Raw genomic sequence first — 18,063 nt, forward strand, 5'->3', positions numbered from 1 at the left:
GATGGAGATTGATCTCCCCGAGGTGATCGCGGAAGTCAAAGCCGCGTTCGATCGCTATGAGCAGGCCCTCGTCAGCAACGACGTCGCCGTGCTCGGCGAGCTCTTTCGCAACGATCCCCGCACGCTGCGCTACGGCATCGGCGAGAACCTCTACGGCTATGAGGCCATCTCCGGCTTCCGCGCCGCGCGCTCGCCCGTCGGGTTGAACCGGCGCACCGCAAAGACGGTGATCACCAGCTACGGCCGCGACACGGCCGTTGCCTCCACCCTGTTCTATCGCGACACGGCGCCCGGCAAGGTCGGCCGGCAGATGCAGACGTGGATTCGCTTCCCGGAGGGCTGGCGCGTCGTCGCGGCCTCATGTCAGCATCATCGACGAGCCGAAAGAGACCGTATGACGCTTGATGATCTTCCGCGGGGAACATTGCCGGCCGAGCCGGTGGTGCCCCGCGTCGACCGGGCACTGCCATCGGTGCAGAAGGTCACGCGCGCCGAGGAGCTGCGCCTTCAACTTGCCGACGAGATCGTGCGCGGAATGCTGGCGCCGGGCTCTCCGCTGGACGAGACCGACATCGCACGGCGCTTCAACGTCTCGCGCACGCCAGTGCGCGAGGCGCTGCGCCAGCTGGTGGCGAGCGGGCTGGTCGAGGCGCGGCCTCATCGCGGCGCGGTGGTGGCGCAGCCATCCGTCGAGCGGCTGAAAGGCATGTTCGAGGCGATGGCGGAGCTCGAGGCATTGTGCGCATGCCTTGCCGCCGAACGCATGTCGGCGGCCGAGCGTCACGGCCTGGAGGCCATCCACGAGGAGCTGCGGGTGCTGAGCTACACCGGCAATCCCGAGCGTTTCCACGAGGTCAACGAGCGCTTCCACAACGCGATCTACGCCGGATCGCAGAACGGTTACATCGCCGAGATCACGCTCGCCACCCGCGTCCGGGTGCAGCCGTTTCGACGCGCCCAGTTCCGCAATCTCGGCCGCCTCGCCAAGTCGCAAGCCGAGCACGACCGCGTCGTCGTCGCCGTAATGCGCGGCGACAAGCAAGGTGCAGCAGCTGCGATGCGCGCGCATATCGAATTGGTGCGCGGAGAGTACGAGATCTACGCGGTGTCGGTGTAGCCGCACACGTGGTGCCGTAGGGTGGGCAAAGGCGCAAAGCGCCGTGCTCACCATCTTTTCATGATGGACGGAATGGTGGGCACGCTTCGCTTTGCCCACCCTACGAGACCTACGCTGTCGCGGCTTCCTTCATGAAGGCGCGCCATCCCCCATACGCCGTGATGTCGCGCGCCTCGCCCAGCACTTCCGGCTCGACGAGAAAGCCCTTCACGCTGCGGCCGTCCGCCAAGCGAACCGTCCCGATTGCCATCGGCGCGGGGATCGCGTTGACGAACCTGCCGAAGGCGGATGACGACAGCGACCAGATCTCCAGCTCGATCGCGGCGCCCTTGCCGGCTTCGACGCGGAGCATGCCCGGCTTGGCCGGCGTGGTCGGCAGCGCATAGAGCTTGTAGTCCGGCGCAGTCTTCGTCGCCTCGATCAGGTGCCCGTTCAACGCCGTCAACTCACCGTTCAATGCCATGCCGGAGAGATGCGCGCCGACCACCGCGATCGGAATCTCGTCGCCGCTGCTGGCCGGCAGCGGCGGGAGCGGCGCTTGCGCCGTGCCCTTTGCGCCGAGGCTCAGCCGGGTATCCGCATGGAAGACGCGGCCGATGCTGGCGAGCAGCGAGTCGCGTCCTGCGGGCGCGAGCAGCGTGATGCCGAACGGAATGCCGTCGCTGCGCATCGATGCGGGTATGGCGAGGCCGCAGAGGTCGAGCAGGTTGACGAAATTGGTGTAGGTGCCGAGACGGCTGTTGAGCTCGATCGGGTTGGCGAGCACCTGTGCGGTCGTGTAGGCCGTCGGCGCCGTCGGCAGCACCAGCGCGTCGATATTGGCGAACGTGCGCTCGGCGGTCTTGCGAAGCCCTTGCAGACGATAGAGCGCCGAGAAGGTTTCCGCCGCGGTCAGCCGCGCGCCGGCGGCGGTGATCTCGCGCGTCACGGGATGGATCGTGTCAGGCGCGGAGGCGAGCAGGTCCTTGATCACGAGGTAGCGCTCGGCGACCCAGGGACCCTCGTAGAGCAGCCGCGCCGTCTCGTAGAACGGCTCGAGGTCGAACTCGACCAATGTGGCGCCAAGCGCAGTCCATCGCTTCAGTGCATCGCCGTAAGCGGCTTCCGCTTTCTTGTCGCCGAAGAAGATCAGCTGCCCCTTGCGCGGCACGCCCAGGCGCAAGTTTGCCGGCAACGGCGTGATCGCGCCAAGCGGCCGGTCGCGCGAGAATGGGTCGGCCTGGTCCGGGCCGGCCATCACCGACAGCGCGAGGGCGGCGTCGTCGACCGTCAGTGCGAATACCGAGATGCAGTCGAGCGTGCGGCAGGCCGGCACCAGACCCGCGGTCGAGATCATGCCGAGGCTCGGCTTCAGCCCGACGATGTTGTTGAGCATTGCCGGCACGCGGCCGGAGCCGGCGGTGTCGGTGCCGAGCGACAGCGGCACGAGCCCGGCGCCGACCGCGACCGCCGAGCCCGAGCTCGAGCCGCCGGGAATGAGATCCTCGCGGATTGAATTTTTGGGAATGCCGTAGGGCGAACGGACGCCGACGAGGCCGGTTGCGAACTGGTCGAGATTGGTTTTGCCGATGATGATGGCGCCGGCGGCGCGCAGGCGCTCCACGGCTGTCGAATCGTGCGCCGGCGTGTACGAGAAGGCCGGGCAAGCGGCCGTGGTCGGAAAGCCCAGCGCGTCGATATTGTCCTTCACCGCGACCGGCACGCCATAGAGCGGCAGGCCGGCGGCGTCTTTCGTGGCGAGACGTTCGGCCTCCGCGATCGCATCCTTCTCGTCGCGCAGGCTGATGAACACGGCGGGGTCATCGTGGTCGCGGATGCGCTGATAGGCCCGCGCGACCGTCTGCGCCGGCGTCAGCGTGCCCGCGCGGTGCGCGGCCACAATCGCGGCGATCGTTTCAGGCTGCTCAGCCCCCATGGCGACAAAACTCCGGCAACATGTCCTCACCCGGAGTGAAGCAAGCGATGTGCCATTGTGTACATTATCCGGGCAGGACGACTGCCGTGGATACTATCGTGCGATCAGTGGGTTGGGGACATTTCGGCAGGGGCGTGAGCGGACGCGTCAGCGACCCGTGACGTGCATCTGCCTAAATCGTAGGCAGTTCGAGATCAGGTGAAGCCGGCGAGGATCCGGAGCAGGTGCGCCCTGTTCTCCCTGCCGATCTTCGCCTCGACGTGCCGTTCGTGCTCGGCTGCGAGCCGCTTGAACTTCTCAAGCGCCGTCTCGCCCGGCGCGGTGAGGTGCAGCGCATGCGAGCGCCGGTCCTCCTTCGACTTGGTCCGCTTCACCAGCTTGCGCTGTTCGAGGCTGTCGAGCAGGTGCACCAGCCGGGCGCGCTCGATGCCGAGGCGCTTGGCCACCGCCATCTGCGACAGACCCGGATTGGCGCCGATCACCGTCAGCACCGAGTATTGCGTCGGCCGGATGTCGACCTCGCCGAGCGTCTTGATGAAGTCCTGAAAGATCCAGATCTGGAAGCGCCGCACCGCATAGCCGGCGTGGCCGGCCAGTGCGTCGAGGCCGACGTCATCGGCGACGTCGCGAGGTGCCGCGCCGTTGCCGGCGCGCTTGCGTGGGGTGGGGCGGCTGTCGGCCCGGGCTGCGCTGGCTGTCACGTCGGTCTCTCCTGTCGCGCAACCCTAGCGCCTCGCGGCCTCGAGAGAAAGATTGTTGTTGACGACAACAATTGCCATGCCCAACATTATGGCCAAAGCGGCCCGGACGAGGCTGCGGCCGATCCGATATCCGGGCGGAGGAGGAAACACATGACAGTCGCCCCAGATGGTGACGTTGCAGGCCTGTTCGCAACACCAAGGACGATCGCAGAGCAACGCGCCGACGGCAGCATCGTGCTGCGATCGCCCGATCCGTTGCGCGATGGCGCACGTTGCGTCGGCGACTGGCTGGAGCAATGGGCGCGGCGAACGCCGGATGCGATCTTCCTGGCCGAACGCGGCAATGTCGAAGCGCCCTGGACCACCGTCACCTATGCCCAGGCATTGCGGAAGGTGCGCGCCGCCGCGTCCTGGATCCTGGCGCAGGGCCTTTGCGCAGAGCGCCCGCTCGCGATCCTCTCCGACAACAGCATCGATCACGCGCTGCTCGCGCTTGCCGCCCAGCATGTGGGCGTGCCCTCGGCCGCGATCTCGCCCGCCTATTCGCTGATGTCGAGAGACTTCGACAAGCTCAAGAGCATGATTGCGCTGCTCGAGCCCGGCGCGATCTACGTCTCCGCGACGAAGCCATTCGCGGCAGCGCTGGCAGCTATCGAGCCGCTGCACCAGGCGCAGATCATCAGTGGCAATGCCGATGACGATGGCGCACTCGCCTTCCGCACCGTTACGGCAACGCCCGAGACGCCCGACGTTGCGACAGCCTTTGCCGCGCTCACACCGGACACGGTCGCGAAACTCCTGTTCACGTCAGGCTCGACCGGCACGCCCAAGGCGGTCATCAACACCCAGCGCATGCTGACCTCCAGTCAGCAAGCCAAGGCCCAGACCTGGACTTTTCTCGACGAGGGCCCCGGCAATCTCGTCATCCTCGACTGGCTGCCCTGGAGCCACACCTTCGGCGCCAACCACAATTTCAATCTCGTGCTGCGCAATGGCGGCTCGCTCTATATCGACGGCGGCAAGCCTGCCCCCGGTCTGTTCGCGACGTCGCTCGCCAATCTGAAGAGCGTGATGCCGACGGTCTATTTCAATGTGCCGCGCGGCTTCGACATGCTGATCGCGTCGCTGCGCAGCGACGAGGAACTGCGCCGCCGCTTCTTTGGCGAGGTGAAATTCGCCTTCTATGCCGGCGCCGCGCTGCCGCAGAATCTCTGGGATGCCCTGGAGCAGCTTTCCATCGAGACCGTCGGTCGTGCGTTGCCGATGGTCTCGGCCTGGGGCTCGACCGAAACCTCACCGCTCGCCACCGATTGTCATTTCCTCGCCGAACGCTCCGGCAACATCGGTGTGCCCATTCCCGGCACCGAACTGAAGCTCGTCACCTCCGGCGACAAGCTGGAGGTGAGGGTGCGCGGCCCCAACGTCACGCCTGGCTATTGGAAGGCGCCGGAACTGACCAGGCAGGCGTTCGACGACGAGGGCTTCTATCTGATCGGAGATGCCGTGAAGCTTGCCGATGCGAGCAGGCCCGAGCGTGGCCTGTTCTTCGACGGCCGCGTCGCGGAAGATTTCAAGCTCAACTCCGGCACCTGGGTCAGTGTCGGCACGTTGCGCGTTGCCGGCATCGCCGCGCTGGCGCCGCTCGCGCAGGACATCGTCGTCACCGGTCATGGCGGGGACGAGGTGCGCTTCCTGGTGTTTCCGAACATCGCGGCCTGTCGCGCCCATGCCGGGCTGCCCGAGACGGCGGCTGTGAACGACGTGCTGGCGCACGACAAGGTCAGGACCGCGATCGCGCAGGGTCTGGCGAAGCTGAAACAGCAGAGCGGCAACTCCTCGGGCCACGCCACGCGTGCGCTGCTGCTCGCCGAGCCGGCTTCGGTCGACGGCGGCGAGATCACCGACAAGGGTTACATCAACCAGCGCGCCGTGCTGACGCGTCGTGCCGATGCCGTGGCGCGTCTGAATGACGATACGTCGGGCGAGTGGATCGGCTGCGCCGGCTAGCGTGCCGTTACCGCGCGTACTCCTCTCGTGCCCCGGACGCAGCGCAGCACGCAAGTGATGCGCTGCTGAGCCGGGGCCCATTCTTCACGCAGGTTGCTAATCTGGGTCCCGGCTCTGCGCCGCGTCATTTCACGCCGCGTCGCGTCCGGGACACGAGAGCGGGGTTAGGCGTACCAAATAGGCCAGCAACCCTGCTGCAACATTTTGCCGATTCTTTTGTTGCCTAAGCAACTAATTTGTGCGAACCGTTCCAGACAAGGACGACGGCAGGCGAACTGCTGCGTCTAATTCTGGAGGAAACAATGCGCGGCAGACATGGTGCCGTCGGCAAACGCGGGCGTATGCCTGGGGATGGAAGAGGGTCCCTGTTGCGGGGCCTGTCAGACCTCGGTGCTGCCGGTCACCGCGCCGAGATTTTCGTGCAGCCGGCGCAGCAGTTCGATCAGCACCTCGCGCTCGTCCTTGCTGAGGCAGGACAGCAGGCGCCGCTCACGTTCGAACGCAGCGACGATCACCTTGTCGTGGGTGGCGCGGCCCCTCGCCGTCAGCGAGATCGAATGGGTGCGGCCGTCGTTCGGATCGGTGCGGATCGAGACCAGCCCGCGCTTCTCCAGTCCTGCCAGTGTCCGGCTCACCGGTCCCTTGTCGAAGCCGATGACGTGGCAGATGCGCGAGGCCGGAATGCCGGGTTCGATCGCCAGCAGCGACATGATCCGCCATTCCGTGACGTTCACGCCGAACTGCTTCTGATAGAACGCGGTCGCGCTGTTCGAAAGCTTGTTGGCGATGAAGGTGATGAACGCCGGGACGTAACGGTCGAGATCGAGCGTCGGTCCCACATCCGTGGGCGCGGGCTTCTGGCGGACTCTGGTCGAAGACGGCGGCATATCGGGTTTCTGACTCGCGGCGGGCCTGCTGACCTAAGGGCATGCGCTCCCCTTTCACAAGATCAAAATGAGGGAGGTCTTCCATGACCGCATCCGGCCCCGCTGGATCAGGCATTCCGCATCTCGACGTCGATCCCTTCGACATGAAGTTTTTTGCCGACCCCTACCCCACGCATGAGCTGCTGCGGGAAGCGGGGCCCGTGGTCTATCTGGACAAATGGAACGTGTACGCCGTCGCGCGCTACGCCGAGGTCCATGCCGTGCTGAACGATCCCGCGACCTTCTGCTCGAGCCGCGGCGTCGGCCTCTCCGACTTCAAGAAGGAGGCGCCGTGGCGGCCGCCGAGCCTGATCCTCGAGGCCGATCCGCCTGCACACACCCGTACCCGCGCCGTGCTGTCAAAAGTGTTGTCGCCGACGGTGATGAAGCAGGTCCGGGATCGCTTTGCCGCAGCGGCCGAGGCGCGGGTCGATGCGCTGCTGGAGAGGCGCAGCTTCGATGCGATCACGGATCTTGCGGAAGCCTATCCGCTCTCGATCTTCCCGGATGCGCTCGGCCTGAAGCCGGAGGGGCGGGAGCATCTGATTCCCTATGCCAGCGTGGTGTTCAACGCCTTCGGTCCGCCCAACCAGTTGCGCCAGGAGGCGATCGAACGCTCGGCACCGCACCAGGCCTATGTCGCCGAGCAGTGTCAGCGCGAGAACCTGGCGCCGGGTGGCTTTGGGGCGTGCATTCATGCACAGGTCGACGAAGGTGCCATCACGGCGACCGAGGCGCCGCTGTTGGTGCGCTCACTGCTGTCGGCCGGTCTCGACACCACCGTCAACGGCATCGGGGCCGCGGTCTATTGCCTCGCCCGCTTCCCGGATCAATGGCAGCGCCTGCGCGAGGATCTCACGCTCGCCCGTGGCGCCTTCGAGGAGGCCGTGCGCTTCGAAAGCCCGGTGCAGACCTTTTTCCGCACCACGACGCGCGAGGTCGAGCTCTCCGGCGCGCGGATCGGCGAGGGCGAGAAGGTGCTGATGTTCCTCGCCGCAGCCAATCGCGATCCCCGCCGCTGGGACAAGCCCGACAGCTACGACATCACCCGCCGCACCTCCGGCCATGTCGGCTTTGGCTCCGGCATCCACATGTGCGTCGGCCAGCTCGTTGCCCGTCTCGAAGGCGAGGTGATGCTGACGGCGCTGGCCCGGCGCATCGCAAAGATCGAGATCACGGGCGAGCCGAAGCGCCGCTTCAACAACACGCTGCGCGGGCTCGACAGCCTGCCTGTCACCATCATTCCGGCCTGACGAGGAGCTCATGCCCGCCATCACCTTCATCCATCCCGACGGCAAGTCCGACCGCGTCGAGGCCGGCGACGGCGAGAGCGCCATGCAGGCCGCGACTCGTCACGGGCTCGACGGCATTCTGGCCGAATGCGGCGGCAATGCCATGTGTGCGACCTGCCACGTCTACGTCGATGACAGCTGGCTCGCGCGCCTGCCTGACATGGCGGATGACGAGGATGCGCTGCTCGACGGTACCGCGAGCGAGCGGCTGCCGAACAGCCGGCTGTCCTGCCAGATCAAGATCACGCCCACGCTCGATGGGCTCGTGCTGAGACTGCCCGAACGGCAGGTCTGATTTTTTCTCAAACGCGCCGGCATCGACCGCCGCGGCAATCGATCCAACAGGGGAGGGAATGATGAAACGTCTGAAGTGGACGCTCGCGCTGGCTGCGAGCCTGGCAACCGGCGCCGCAAGCGCCCAGATATCGGACAATGTCGTGCGCGTCGGCGTGCTCAACGACATCTCCGGCATCTTCCAGGACACCAACGGCATGGGCTCGGTCGAGGCCGCGCGCATGGCGGCGGAGGATTTCAACGGCGGCGGCAAGGGCATCAAGGTCGATATCGTCTATGCCGATCACCAGAACAAGGCCGACGTCGGCAACGCCATCGCCCGCAAATGGCTCGACGTCGAGGGTGTCGATGCCATCGTCGACGTACCGAACTCGGCGGTGGGCCTCTCCATCAATGCCCTGCTGCGCGACAGCCGCATGACGTTCCTGGCATCTTCGACCGCAAGCTCGGATCTCACCGGCAAGGCCTGCTCGCCCAACACCATCCAATGGGTCAATGACGCCTGGGCAACTGGCAACACCACGGCGGCCGCGATGATGTCGCGCGGTGGCAAGGACTGGTATTTCCTGACAGTCGACTATGCGCTGGGCAAGGGCATCGAGGCGGAGGCGCAGAAATATATCGAAGGTCACGGCGGCAAGGTGCTCGGGTCCTCGAAGCATCCGCTCGGCACCTCCGATTTCGCGTCCTTCCTGTTGCAGGCGCAGAGCTCGAAGGCACAGGTGATCGGCCTTGCCAATGCCGGCGGCGACACCATCAACGCGGTGAAGCAGGCGGCCGAATTCGGCATCCAGCAGAGCGGCCAGAAGCTCGTCGCGTTTCTGCTCTTCATCAACGACATCCACGGCATGGGCATCAAGGTCGCCCAAGGGCTCCAGCTCATGGAGGCCTTCTATTGGGACATGAATGAGGACACCCGCGCCTTTGCCAAGCGCTTCGCCGCCCGGCCCGGAATGAACGGCAAGATGCCGAGCGGCAATCAGGCCGGCGTCTATGCCTCAACGCTCGCCTATCTCAATGCGGTTGCAGCCACCGGCAGTGACAATGCCAGGAACGTCGTGCCCGAGATGAAGAAGTTCAGGGGCAAGGACAAGCTGTTCGGCGACACCACGATCCGCCAGGACGGCCGCGTCGTGCACCCCATGTACCTGTTCGAGGTGAAGAAGCCGGAGGAGTCGAAATATCCATATGACTACTACAAGCTGGTCTCGACGATTCCCGCCGAGCAGGCGTTCCGTCCGCTGACGGAAGGCGGATGTGAGCTGGTGAAGTAGAAAATGAATGGTCTCGTGCCCCGGACGCGGTGCAGCGCGAAGCGTTGCGCCGCAGAGCCGGGGCCCACCGCTTCTGATCCCGGCTCTGCGTCGCGTCACACCGGACGATGCTTCGCATCGCCGGGACATGCCGCGCCGCGTCCGGGACGCGAGAACAGTCTCACCCCACGACCTTGCTGCTACCCTGCGTGATCAACCGCGCCGCGCGCTGATCGCGGGAGTAGATCCAGAGCCAGCTCAGCGCGACGCTGAGGCGGTGGCGCAGGCCGATCAGGAAGTAGATGTGGGCGATGCCCCAGATCCACCATGCGATAGCACCGCGCAGCTTGATGCGGCCGAAATCGATCACTGCCAGGCGCTTGCCGATCTGGGCGAGGCTGCCGGCATGCTTGTAGCGGAACGGGCCGGTCGCAGCGCCGCGCAGGCGTGCCTTGATGGTCTCGGCGACGTGGCGGCCCTGCTGCTTGGCGGCCGGTGCGATGCCGGGCACCGGCTTGCCGTTCCAGGCGTTGATGCTGACGGTGTCGCCGATCGCAAAGATCTCTGGATGGCCGGGAATGGTGAGGTCGGCTTCGACCTGCACGCGCCCGGCGCGGTCGCTGGGGGCGCCCAGCCATTCGGCCGCGGGCGAAGCGCGCACGCCGGCGGCCCAGATTCTGGTCTTCGCCTCGAGCAGCTTGCCGCCGAACACGACGCCCTCGCGATTGATCTCGGTGACGGCCTGGCCGAGCACGACCTCGACGCCGATCTTTTCCAGCGAGGCCTGGGCATAGGCCGAGAGGTCGTCGGGAAATCCTGCGAGCACGCGCGGGCCCGCCTCGATCAGCACGACGCGCGCCTTGTGCGTGTCGATGTTGCGGAAATCGCCGGGCAGGGTGTGATGCGCCATCTCGGCGATGGTGCCGGCGAGTTCGACGCCGGTCGGGCCGGCCCCGACGATGACGAAGGTCAGCCGCGCCGCGCGCCTCTCCGGATCGGTCTCGCGCTCGGCGCGCTCGAACGCCACCAGAATGTGCCGGCGCAGCGTGGTCGCATCCTCCAGGGTCTTCAGGCCGGGCGCGAACTGCTCCCATTCGTCGTGGCCGAAATAGGCGTGCCGCGCGCCGGTGGCGAGCACCAGTGTGTCGTAGGGCACCTCGCTGCCATCGTCGATGAGCACGCAGCGACGCGCCGTGTCGACCCCGCTCACGGTGGCAAACAGTGTCGTCACCTCGCGGCGATCGCGCATGAGATGGCGGATTGGCCAGGCGATCTCGCTGGTCGCGAGCGAGGCGGTCGCGACCTGGTAGAGCAGCGGCTGGAACAGATGATGATTGCGGCGGTCGATCAGCGTGATCTCGACCGGCGCTCCCGCAAGCCGGTAGGTCGCTTCCAGCCCGCCGAAGCCGGCGCCGACGATGACGACGCGATGGGGATTTGCGGTCATGATGCACCCTCGAATCTCGCTGCTGCTCACCTTCATTTAAGTGCGGATTGGGGGCCGCGGTCCAATAGCTGTCATCAATCGCCACATAGGCCTGATGTATCGATCGGGCGCGAAAAAGCGCCGCAGCGCCCGGACCGGCGGTGGGCCGGCCTTGGGCCGGCCTTGGGCCGACCTCGGCCGAAACGAGTAGAATTATATTTCTTGCCATCGCTGATTGAGGCGAAATATGGTGCAGGGCGTACGCTGAGCCATTGGCGGCTCGACAGATTTTGCGTTCAATAGAGACAGGCTTGGAGCGGCGATCACCCCGCTTCCGGGACCGATAATAAGGAGGGAGTGGTTATGAGGACGGCATTTTGGCTGGCGGGCGCAGCGGCGCTGGTGCTGGCAAATCAGGCATTCGCCGGCGACACCATCAAGATCGGTTTCGTCTCGACCTTCAGCGGCCCGACCGCCGTGATCGGCAACGACATGCGCAATTCCTTTGAGCTCGCGCTCGATCACCTCGGCCGCAAGATGGGCGGCAAGCCGGTGGAAGTGATCTACGAGGACGACGGGCAGAAGCCCGACGTCGGCAAGCAGAAGACCGAGAAACTGGTGCAGTCGGACAAGGTCGACTTCATCGTCGGCTATATCTGGTCCAACGTGCTGCTCGCCTCGCTGAAGACCGCGGTCGATTCGAAGACCTTCCTGATCTCGGCCAATGCCGGTCCGTCGCAGCTCGCGGGCGAGCTGTGCTCGCCTTACGTGTTCTCGACCTCCTGGCAGAACGACCAGACCCCGCAGGCGGTCGGCACCTACATGAACCAGAAGGGCGTCAAGTCGGTGTTCCTGATCGGCCCGAACTACGCCGCCGGCAAGGACATGCTGGCCGGCGTCAAGAGCACGTTCAAGGGCCAGGTCGTGGGTGAGGAATACACGGTGTGGCCGAGCCAGCTCGACTTCTCCGCCGAGCTCTCCAAGGCGCGCGCCTCCGGCGCGGAGTCGATCTTCGTGTTCTACCCCGGCGCCGCCGGCGTGCAATTCCTCAATCAATATGCCCAGGCCGGGCTGAAGAGCACGATGCCGCTCTACACCGCCTTCACCATCGACGAGCTCTCGCTGCCGCTCCAGAAGGAGAACGCGCTCGGGGTGCCCGGCGCGCAGCAATGGGTCAACGACCTCCCCAACGAGCAGAACAAGCGCTTCGTCGCCGACTACCGCAAGAAGTATACCGGCCTGCGCCCGACCTTCTACGGTGCGCAGTCCTATGACGCCGCGAACCTGATCAACAGCGCCGTCGTCGCCGTGAACGGTGACACCTCGAAGAAGGACGAGATGAAGGCCGAGATGGAGAAGGCCAACTTCAAGTCGGTGCGCGGTGCGTTCAAGTTCGGCAACAATCACATCCCGATCCAGACCTTCTACCTCCAGGACGTGGTCAAGGATTCCGAAGGCCAGCTCGCGCTGAAGACCGTCGCCACCATCGTCGAGAACGACCAGGATCGCTTCCACGACAAGTGCAAGATGAAGTAGCCACAAGCGACGTTGCCCCTTCTCCCCTTGTGGGAGAAGGTGGCGCGCAGCGCCGGATGAGGGGTTGCTTCCGCGTATTCAGAAGCAAGAGGTTTGCATGCGGAGAGAGACCCCTCACCCGTCTCGCCGCTGTCGCGGCGAGCCACCCGCTCCCACAAGGGCAGGGCTATCGCATATGAGACGTGGCTGTGGGTACCGACTGTTTCCACAGCGTCATGGCCGGGCTTGTCCCGGCCATCCACGCCTTTCCACGCAGCACAAAGAACGTGGATGCCCGGGACAAGCCCGGGCATGACGACCTCTGCAATATTCAAATGCGATTGCCCTGCCCACAAGGGGAGAGGGTCATCACATCCGCGGCATGCTTGCGGGACGCACTTCGCGGGCCTGCGCTGCGAGCCTGATGGCGGCGTTGGCCGCGCCAAAGCCCTGATAGCTCCTTCGCTCGACGATCTCGAAGAAGAACCGCTCGTCGAAGATGTGGGTGTAGACCTGGAAGAACTCGCCGTCGCCCTCACGGTCGTAGAGGATGTGGTTGGCGCGCAGCTGCGCCATCAGTTCGGGAGCGAGGTCGTATTTGGCTTCGATATCATCGTAGTAGTTCTCGGGGATATCCAGGAAGTCCGCGCCGCGCTTGCGCATCGCGGCAACGGTCGCAAAGATATCCCGGCACGCGAACGCGACGTGCTGCACGCCGGAGCCGAAGAATTCCGAGATGAAGCGCGCTGGCAGCGTGCGGTTGGCGGAGGAGCCGTTGAGCACGAAACGCAGGCTTTCGTCGCCGTTGATGATGGCCTGGCTCTGCACGAGGCCTCTGGGGTCGACGATCTCCATCTGCGGCAGCCGCTTCAGATCGAGGATGCCGGTGTAGAACAACAGCCAGGACAGCATCTCGTCATAGGGCATCGATTGCGCGATGTGGTCGACGGCGAGCAGCGCGTCCGTGCTTGCATCGCTCGTGACGAGTTCGAAATCGGTGTCCCAGTTCTTGCCGGCCTGGTCGAGGAAATAGAGCAAGCTGCCGCCGACGCCGTGGATCGCGGGAATTTCCAGCTCGCCCGGCCCGACCGGCTGGTAGAACGTGCGCGCCTTCAGCGTCTCGGCGCGCTGCATGGCGAGGCCGGCATTGTCGACATCGAGCGCAATCGCGCAGACGCCGGGACCATGCGTGACGTAGTGCGAATGGGCAAAGCCGTCGGTCTCGCAATTGATGACGAGCTCGACCTTGCCCTGCGACCAGCGCTCGACCGCCTTGCTGCGATGCTTGCCTGTCTTGCGGAAACCGAGCTGCGAAAACAGGCGTCCGAGTTCGCCCGCCTTGGTCTCGTTGACGGCGAACTCGATGAAGCCGGTGCCGCGGCTCCTGGCCTTCGGCGCCAGCGGCTCGCCGGCAAGCTTCGGCCAGTCCGGTGCGAGCTGGTCCTCCAGCAGGATCAGCGAGCGCAGCCCGTCGATCGCAGTCTGCGCCGCCGAGCCGGCGCGGAACTGGTCGTTGAAGATCTCCAGCGACAGCGGCCCGGCGTAGCCGGTCGCCGCGATCGCGGCCATGAACTCGGCGACGGGCAGGTCGCCCTGGCCGGGGAAGGAGCGGAAGTGCCGGCTCCAGGACAGGATGTCGAGCTCGAGCTTTGGCGCGTCCGCAAGCTGCACCAGAAAGATCTTGTCGCCGGGGATCGAAGCGATTGGGCGGGTCGGAAAGCCCGGCGCCAGTGCGTGAAAACTATCGAGGATGACGCCGATCGCGGGATGATCGGCGCGGCGCACGATCTCCCAGGCGTCGCGATGGTCGTTGACATGGCGGCCCCAGGCCAGCGCTTCGTAGCCGACGCGCAAGCCGCGCTTGGCGGCGCGCTCGCCAAGCTCGCGAAAATCGTCCGCAGCGCGGTCGATGCCACCGAGCGAGGCGGGCGACACGTTGGAGCAGATCAGCAGCAATTCGGTGCCGAGCTCCTGCATCAGATCGAACTTGCGCTCGGCGCGTGCGAAATTGCGCGTGCGCTGGGGCTCCGGCATGCCTTCGAAATCGCGGAACGGCTGGAACGCGCAGATCTCGACACTGAGATCGCGGCAGAGCTTTGCGATGTCGCGCGGGCCTGCGCCGAACGACAGCAGATCGTTCTCGAAAATCTCGACCGCGTCGAAGCCGGCAGCTGCGATGGCGCGGAGCTTTTCGTCGAGGGCACCGGAGAGGGAGACCGTTGCGATCGAGCGCTTGTTCATGCCGCGCTCTCCTCCATAGTCCCGCCGAGGAAGAGCTGGCCGATGCGCGGGTCATTCAGGATGCGCTTTGCGTCGTCGACCATGCGGGTCTGGCCGAGCTCGAGCACGATGCCGATGTCCGAGATTTCCAGTGCCGAGCGCGCGTTCTGCTCGATCATCAGGATCGTGACGCCATTGTCGCGCAGGGATTTCAGGATATCGAAGGTCTGCTGCACCATCAGCGGCGACAGGCCGATCGAGGGTTCGTCGATCAGCACCAGCTTCGGCTCGAGCAGCAGCGAGCGGGCAATCTCGAGCTGCTTCTGCTCGCCGCCCGACAGCGTCGAGGCCTGCTGCGCAGACTTGCGACGCAGCGCCGGGAACAGGTCGAGCGCGGCCTCGATCCGCCTGGGCAGGTCGAGGCCCTTGTCGGCGGCGACGCCGCCGAGCTCGATATTGTGGCGCACCGACAGCTCGGGAAAGATGTTGCGCCCCTGCGGCACGTAGCAGATGCCGGCATTGAGCAGCGCGCGCTGGCTCAGATTCGTGACGTCGCGACCCCCGAAGTTGATCTTGCCATCGCGCAGCCTGAGCAGGCCGAAGATCGCCTTGAACACGGTCGATTTGCCGGCGCCATTCGGGCCGATGATGGTGGTGATGGTCGCCTGCGGCACGGCGAAGGTCGTACCGTTCAAGATCGTCATCTTGCCGTAGCCGCCGACGAGATTGTGAACCGAGAGGATCGGATCGCTCATGGCTCGCTCTCCTAATGTCCGAGGTAGGCTTCGATCACGGCGGGGTTCTTGCGCACCTCGTCCGGCCGGCCCGTCGCCAGCACCTTGCCCTCCGCCATGACCATCACGCGCGAGCACAGCGACATCACGAACTCCATGTTGTGCTCGATCACGACGAAGGTGGCGTTCTTCTCGCGATTGATCGCGATCAGCCGGTCCTTGAGGTCCGCCAGCATCGACGGGTTGACGCCGCCGGCGGGCTCGTCGAGCAGCACCAGGCGTGGTCCGCCCATGAAGGCCATGGCGGCATCAAGCAGCTTCTGCTGGCCATAGGAGAGTCCACCGGCCGGCTCGTCGGCGAGATGATCGAGCTTGAAGAAGCCGATCATCCGGTTGGCGGCGTCGGTCAGCCCGGCATCGGAGCGGCCGACCAGGCGCGAGGCCATGTTGCCCTGGTGCTCCTGCCCGGCGAGGATCAGATTCTCGCGCACCGAGAGCTTTGGGAACACCTGCAGCAGCTGGAAGGTGCGACTCACCCCGAGCTTGTTGAGCTCGGACGGACGCAGGCCGGTGACGACCCGCCCGTCAAGCTTCACTTCGCCGCCGCTCGGGGTGAGCTGGCCGAGGATGCAGTTGAACAGGGTCGACTTGCCGCAGCCGTTCGGGCCGATCAGGCCGAGGATCTCGCCCTCGTGCACGTCGAACGAGACGCCGCCGACGGCGCTGATGCCGCCGAAGTTCTTCCTGATGTCGGTGACTTCGAGGACCGCACTCATTGCGCCGTCTCCAGGCGGGATTTCGCGACGGCGCGCAGCGCGGAGGCCGCCTTGGTACGGCGTTCGGCGAGATAGCGGTCGAGGATTCCCAGGATGCCCGTCGGCGACCAGATCAGCAGCAGTATCACGGCGACGGCGTAGAGCATCAGATAATAGCCTTCGGTGAAGCGCAGCCATTCCGGCAGCAGCACCGCGATCATGGCGCCGAGGAAGGGACCGAAATAGAACCCGGCGCCGCCGACGATCACCATCATCAGCAGGTCGAGCGAGAGCGACAGGTTGAAGGGAACAGGGTCGATATATTGCGTCAGCGGCGCATAGAGCGCGCCGGCGACGCCGCCGAGCGCCGAGCCGATCGCGAACGCCATCAGCGTGTAGCGCCGTGTGTCGACGCCGAGCGACTGCGCGCGCAGCGGATTTTCGCGCAGCGCCATGAAGGCGCGGCCCCACGGCGAGCGGATCAGCCACCACACCGCGAGCGACACGATCGCGAGCGAGCCGAGGCAGACATAGTAGAAGGGCAGCGGCTTGTTGGTCGCGAACCCGAGAACGTGCGGCCGCGGAATGTTGGAAATGCCGTAGATGCCGCCGGTGAGCCAGCTCTCGTTGCGGAACACCAGGAAGGCGAGGGTGGAGAAGGCGAGCGTGACGAAGGCGAGGTAGTGGTGCTGCACGCGCAGCGCGGGATAGCCGAGCACCCAGCCGACCGCGAAGCTGAGGACGATCGCGACCACGATCGCCGCCGGCAGGGGCCAGCCATGCGTCGTCATGATCGCCGCCGCATAAGCGCCGATGCCGACGAACGCGCCTTGCGCCAGCGAGACCTGGCCTGCATAGCCGAGCGTGAGGTTGAGGCCCATCGCGGCGATGCTCATCACCGCCCATTGGCTCAGGATGAACAGGCCGTAGCGGTTGAAGTTCATGGGGACGATGACCAGGCCGGCGATGACGGCAAGGCCAAGCGCGATCTTCAGGGGTTTGGCAAAGCCGCTCATACGGTGCGCTCCTCGGCGCGGCCAAGCAAGCCCTGCGGCCGTAACAGGATGACGACGATCAGGAAGAGCATCGGCACGGCGGCGCGATACTGGGTCGAGACGTAGGCGGCCGCGAGATTGTCGAGCACGCCGATCAAGAGGCCGCCGGCGATCGCACCGCGCACCTGGTTGAAGCCGCCGACGATCGCGGCGATGAAGGCGGCCTGGCCCAGCACCTCGCCGGAGGAGAATTTTGCGAGGTAGATCGGCGTGATCAGCAGCGAAGCCAGCGCGACCAGGAAGGCGTTGATCAGGAAGGTCAGCAGGATCATGCGCTCGACCGGGACGCCGATGATGCGCGCCACCGTCGGGTTCTGCGCCGCAGCCTGCATCTGGTGCCCGAGCGAGCTGCGATTCAAGAGCGTTGTCAGGCCGACCACGGCGAGGATGGCGACGACGAGCACGCCGATGCTCTGCAGAGACAGCGCATGGCCGAGGATGGAGATGTCGCCGGTCGGCACGATCGAGGGGAAGGGCGAGGCTTCCGCGCTGTAGAACTGCTTGACGGCCTCCTTGATGCCGATCGCGAGCGCCATCGTCGCGATCGCCAGCGGCAGCACGCCATGGCGCATCATCGGGTCGACCAGAAGCAGCTTGAAGGCGAGGCCGAGCAGGATCATCGAGAGCAGGATCCCGAGGATGATGGCGAGCCAGAACGGCGCGCCCACATGCATCGCCGCCAGCATCAGGAACGCCGGCAGCATCACGAACTCGCCTTGCGCGAAATTGATGGTCTGCGAGGTCTGCCACAATAGCGTGAAGCCGACCGCGACCAGCGCGTAGATCGCGCCAGTGGCAAGTCCCGCGACCAGAAGATCGAACAGGTTGGACATTTTCCCCTCTTTCCTCTCCC

15 protein-coding genes and 1 pseudogene are annotated in these 18,063 nt (G+C 65.5%); 7 read left to right on the forward strand and 9 right to left on the reverse strand.

The window, feature by feature from the left end:
• The first annotated feature begins 1 nt into the window (after position 1).
• Both hpxZ and ABIA42_RS35465 read left to right on the forward strand, forming a co-directional pair.
• Positions 2-398 (forward strand): annotated as a pseudogene (gene hpxZ / locus ABIA42_RS35460) (oxalurate catabolism protein HpxZ).
• Positions 395-1,117, forward strand: a complete 723-nt coding sequence (locus ABIA42_RS35465; protein WP_271527351.1) for a GntR family transcriptional regulator — start codon at positions 395-397, stop codon at positions 1,115-1,117. The pseudogene hpxZ and the gene ABIA42_RS35465 overlap by 4 nt, the downstream one beginning before the upstream one ends.
• Before the next feature lie 109 nt (positions 1,118-1,226).
• Here the strand turns inward: ABIA42_RS35465 and atzF are convergent, their stop codons facing one another.
• Together atzF and ABIA42_RS35475 are read right to left on the reverse strand one after the other, a co-directional pair.
• Positions 1,227-3,032 carry an allophanate hydrolase gene (atzF, locus tag ABIA42_RS35470; protein WP_370116414.1) on the reverse strand — a complete coding sequence of 602 codons (1,806 nt, stop codon included), beginning with the start codon at positions 3,030-3,032 and terminating at the stop codon, positions 1,227-1,229.
• A gap of 194 nt (positions 3,033-3,226) precedes the next feature.
• Positions 3,227-3,733: a MarR family winged helix-turn-helix transcriptional regulator gene (locus tag ABIA42_RS35475; protein WP_370116411.1), complete on the reverse strand. Its 507-nt coding sequence runs from the start codon at positions 3,731-3,733 to the stop codon at positions 3,227-3,229.
• 150 nt (positions 3,734-3,883) lie between these two features.
• Here ABIA42_RS35475 and ABIA42_RS35480 point away from each other — a divergent pair, with 150 nt between their 5' ends.
• A complete protein-coding gene (locus ABIA42_RS35480) occupies positions 3,884-5,740 on the forward strand; it encodes a feruloyl-CoA synthase (protein ID WP_370116408.1) in 1,857 nt (618 codons plus the stop codon).
• Between the two features lie 380 nt (positions 5,741-6,120).
• Here ABIA42_RS35480 and ABIA42_RS35485 read toward each other — a convergent pair whose 3' ends face one another.
• The gene (locus tag ABIA42_RS35485) at positions 6,121-6,627 is read right to left on the reverse strand and encodes a MarR family winged helix-turn-helix transcriptional regulator (protein ID WP_370116405.1); all 507 of its coding nucleotides are present in this window, start codon (positions 6,625-6,627) and stop codon (positions 6,121-6,123) included.
• Positions 6,628-6,710: 83 nt separating this feature from the next.
• On the opposite strand from ABIA42_RS35485, the gene ABIA42_RS35490 reads away from it, so the two are divergent.
• The 3 genes from ABIA42_RS35490 to ABIA42_RS35500 all read left to right on the forward strand — a co-directional run bounded on the left by ABIA42_RS35490 (position 6,711) and on the right by ABIA42_RS35500 (position 9,526).
• Entirely contained in the window at positions 6,711-7,919 is a 1,209-nt protein-coding gene (locus ABIA42_RS35490; RefSeq protein WP_271527341.1) for a cytochrome P450, read from the forward strand.
• 10 nt (positions 7,920-7,929) lie between these two features.
• Positions 7,930-8,253, forward strand: coding sequence for a 2Fe-2S iron-sulfur cluster-binding protein (locus tag ABIA42_RS35495; RefSeq protein ID WP_370116401.1), 324 nt, complete (start codon positions 7,930-7,932; stop codon positions 8,251-8,253).
• 61 nt (positions 8,254-8,314) lie between these two features.
• Complete coding sequence (locus tag ABIA42_RS35500) at positions 8,315-9,526, forward strand: ABC transporter substrate-binding protein (protein ID WP_370116398.1); 1,212 nt, start codon at positions 8,315-8,317, stop codon at positions 9,524-9,526.
• 160 nt (positions 9,527-9,686) lie between these two features.
• On the opposite strand, the gene ABIA42_RS35505 is transcribed toward ABIA42_RS35500, so the two are convergent.
• Positions 9,687-10,952, reverse strand: a complete 1,266-nt coding sequence (locus ABIA42_RS35505; protein ID WP_370116395.1) for an NAD(P)/FAD-dependent oxidoreductase — start codon at positions 10,950-10,952, stop codon at positions 9,687-9,689.
• Between the two features lie 342 nt (positions 10,953-11,294).
• On the opposite strand from ABIA42_RS35505, the gene ABIA42_RS35510 reads away from it, so the two are divergent.
• Positions 11,295-12,467: an ABC transporter substrate-binding protein gene (locus ABIA42_RS35510; protein WP_271527333.1), complete on the forward strand. Its 1,173-nt coding sequence runs from the start codon at positions 11,295-11,297 to the stop codon at positions 12,465-12,467.
• Positions 12,468-12,815: 348 nt separating this feature from the next.
• Here ABIA42_RS35510 and ABIA42_RS35515 read toward each other — a convergent pair whose 3' ends face one another.
• From ABIA42_RS35515 to ABIA42_RS35535, 5 genes are read right to left on the reverse strand one after another with little or no spacing between them, the layout of a single operon-like run.
• Entirely contained in the window at positions 12,816-14,687 is a 1,872-nt protein-coding gene (locus ABIA42_RS35515) for a bifunctional sugar phosphate isomerase/epimerase/4-hydroxyphenylpyruvate dioxygenase family protein (protein ID WP_370116392.1), read from the reverse strand.
• Positions 14,684-15,421: an ABC transporter ATP-binding protein gene (locus ABIA42_RS35520; protein ID WP_370116390.1), complete on the reverse strand. Its 738-nt coding sequence runs from the start codon at positions 15,419-15,421 to the stop codon at positions 14,684-14,686. The genes ABIA42_RS35515 and ABIA42_RS35520 overlap by 4 nt, the downstream gene beginning before the upstream one ends.
• A gap of 11 nt (positions 15,422-15,432) precedes the next feature.
• Positions 15,433-16,176: an ABC transporter ATP-binding protein gene (locus ABIA42_RS35525; RefSeq protein WP_271527328.1), complete on the reverse strand. Its 744-nt coding sequence runs from the start codon at positions 16,174-16,176 to the stop codon at positions 15,433-15,435.
• Positions 16,173-17,171 (reverse strand): branched-chain amino acid ABC transporter permease, encoded by a 999-nt coding sequence (locus ABIA42_RS35530; RefSeq protein ID WP_271527327.1) that lies wholly within the window; start codon positions 17,169-17,171, stop codon positions 16,173-16,175. The genes ABIA42_RS35525 and ABIA42_RS35530 overlap by 4 nt, the downstream gene beginning before the upstream one ends.
• On the reverse strand, positions 17,168-18,043 hold the full coding sequence (locus ABIA42_RS35535; RefSeq protein WP_271527326.1) for a branched-chain amino acid ABC transporter permease: 876 nt from the start codon (positions 18,041-18,043) through the stop codon (positions 17,168-17,170). Before ABIA42_RS35535 ends, ABIA42_RS35530 begins: the two co-directional genes overlap by 4 nt.
• Positions 18,044-18,063 lie beyond the last annotated feature (20 nt).

The organism is Bradyrhizobium sp. USDA 327 (assembly GCF_041262065.1).
GTDB classification, from domain to species: Bacteria; Pseudomonadota; Alphaproteobacteria; order Rhizobiales; family Xanthobacteraceae; genus Bradyrhizobium; species Bradyrhizobium liaoningense.

Coding starts and splice junctions, on each gene's coding strand:
- ABIA42_RS35515 (WP_370116392.1), bottom strand. CDS start 14,687: ATGAACAAGCGCTCGATCGCAACGGTCTCCCTCTCCGGTGCCCTCGAC.
- ABIA42_RS35510 (WP_271527333.1), top strand. CDS start 11,295: ATGAGGACGGCATTTTGGCTGGCGGGCGCAGCGGCGCTGGTGCTGGCA.
- ABIA42_RS35480 (WP_370116408.1), top strand. CDS start 3,884: ATGACAGTCGCCCCAGATGGTGACGTTGCAGGCCTGTTCGCAACACCA.
- ABIA42_RS35465 (WP_271527351.1), top strand. CDS start 395: ATGACGCTTGATGATCTTCCGCGGGGAACATTGCCGGCCGAGCCGGTG.
- ABIA42_RS35490 (WP_271527341.1), top strand. CDS start 6,711: ATGACCGCATCCGGCCCCGCTGGATCAGGCATTCCGCATCTCGACGTC.
- atzF (WP_370116414.1), bottom strand. CDS start 3,032: ATGGGGGCTGAGCAGCCTGAAACGATCGCCGCGATTGTGGCCGCGCAC.
- ABIA42_RS35525 (WP_271527328.1), bottom strand. CDS start 16,176: ATGAGTGCGGTCCTCGAAGTCACCGACATCAGGAAGAACTTCGGCGGC.
- ABIA42_RS35500 (WP_370116398.1), top strand. CDS start 8,315: ATGAAACGTCTGAAGTGGACGCTCGCGCTGGCTGCGAGCCTGGCAACC.
- ABIA42_RS35485 (WP_370116405.1), bottom strand. CDS start 6,627: ATGCCGCCGTCTTCGACCAGAGTCCGCCAGAAGCCCGCGCCCACGGAT.
- ABIA42_RS35505 (WP_370116395.1), bottom strand. CDS start 10,952: ATGACCGCAAATCCCCATCGCGTCGTCATCGTCGGCGCCGGCTTCGGC.
- ABIA42_RS35520 (WP_370116390.1), bottom strand. CDS start 15,421: ATGAGCGATCCGATCCTCTCGGTTCACAATCTCGTCGGCGGCTACGGC.
- ABIA42_RS35530 (WP_271527327.1), bottom strand. CDS start 17,171: ATGAGCGGCTTTGCCAAACCCCTGAAGATCGCGCTTGGCCTTGCCGTC.
- ABIA42_RS35535 (WP_271527326.1), bottom strand. CDS start 18,043: ATGTCCAACCTGTTCGATCTTCTGGTCGCGGGACTTGCCACTGGCGCG.
- ABIA42_RS35495 (WP_370116401.1), top strand. CDS start 7,930: ATGCCCGCCATCACCTTCATCCATCCCGACGGCAAGTCCGACCGCGTC.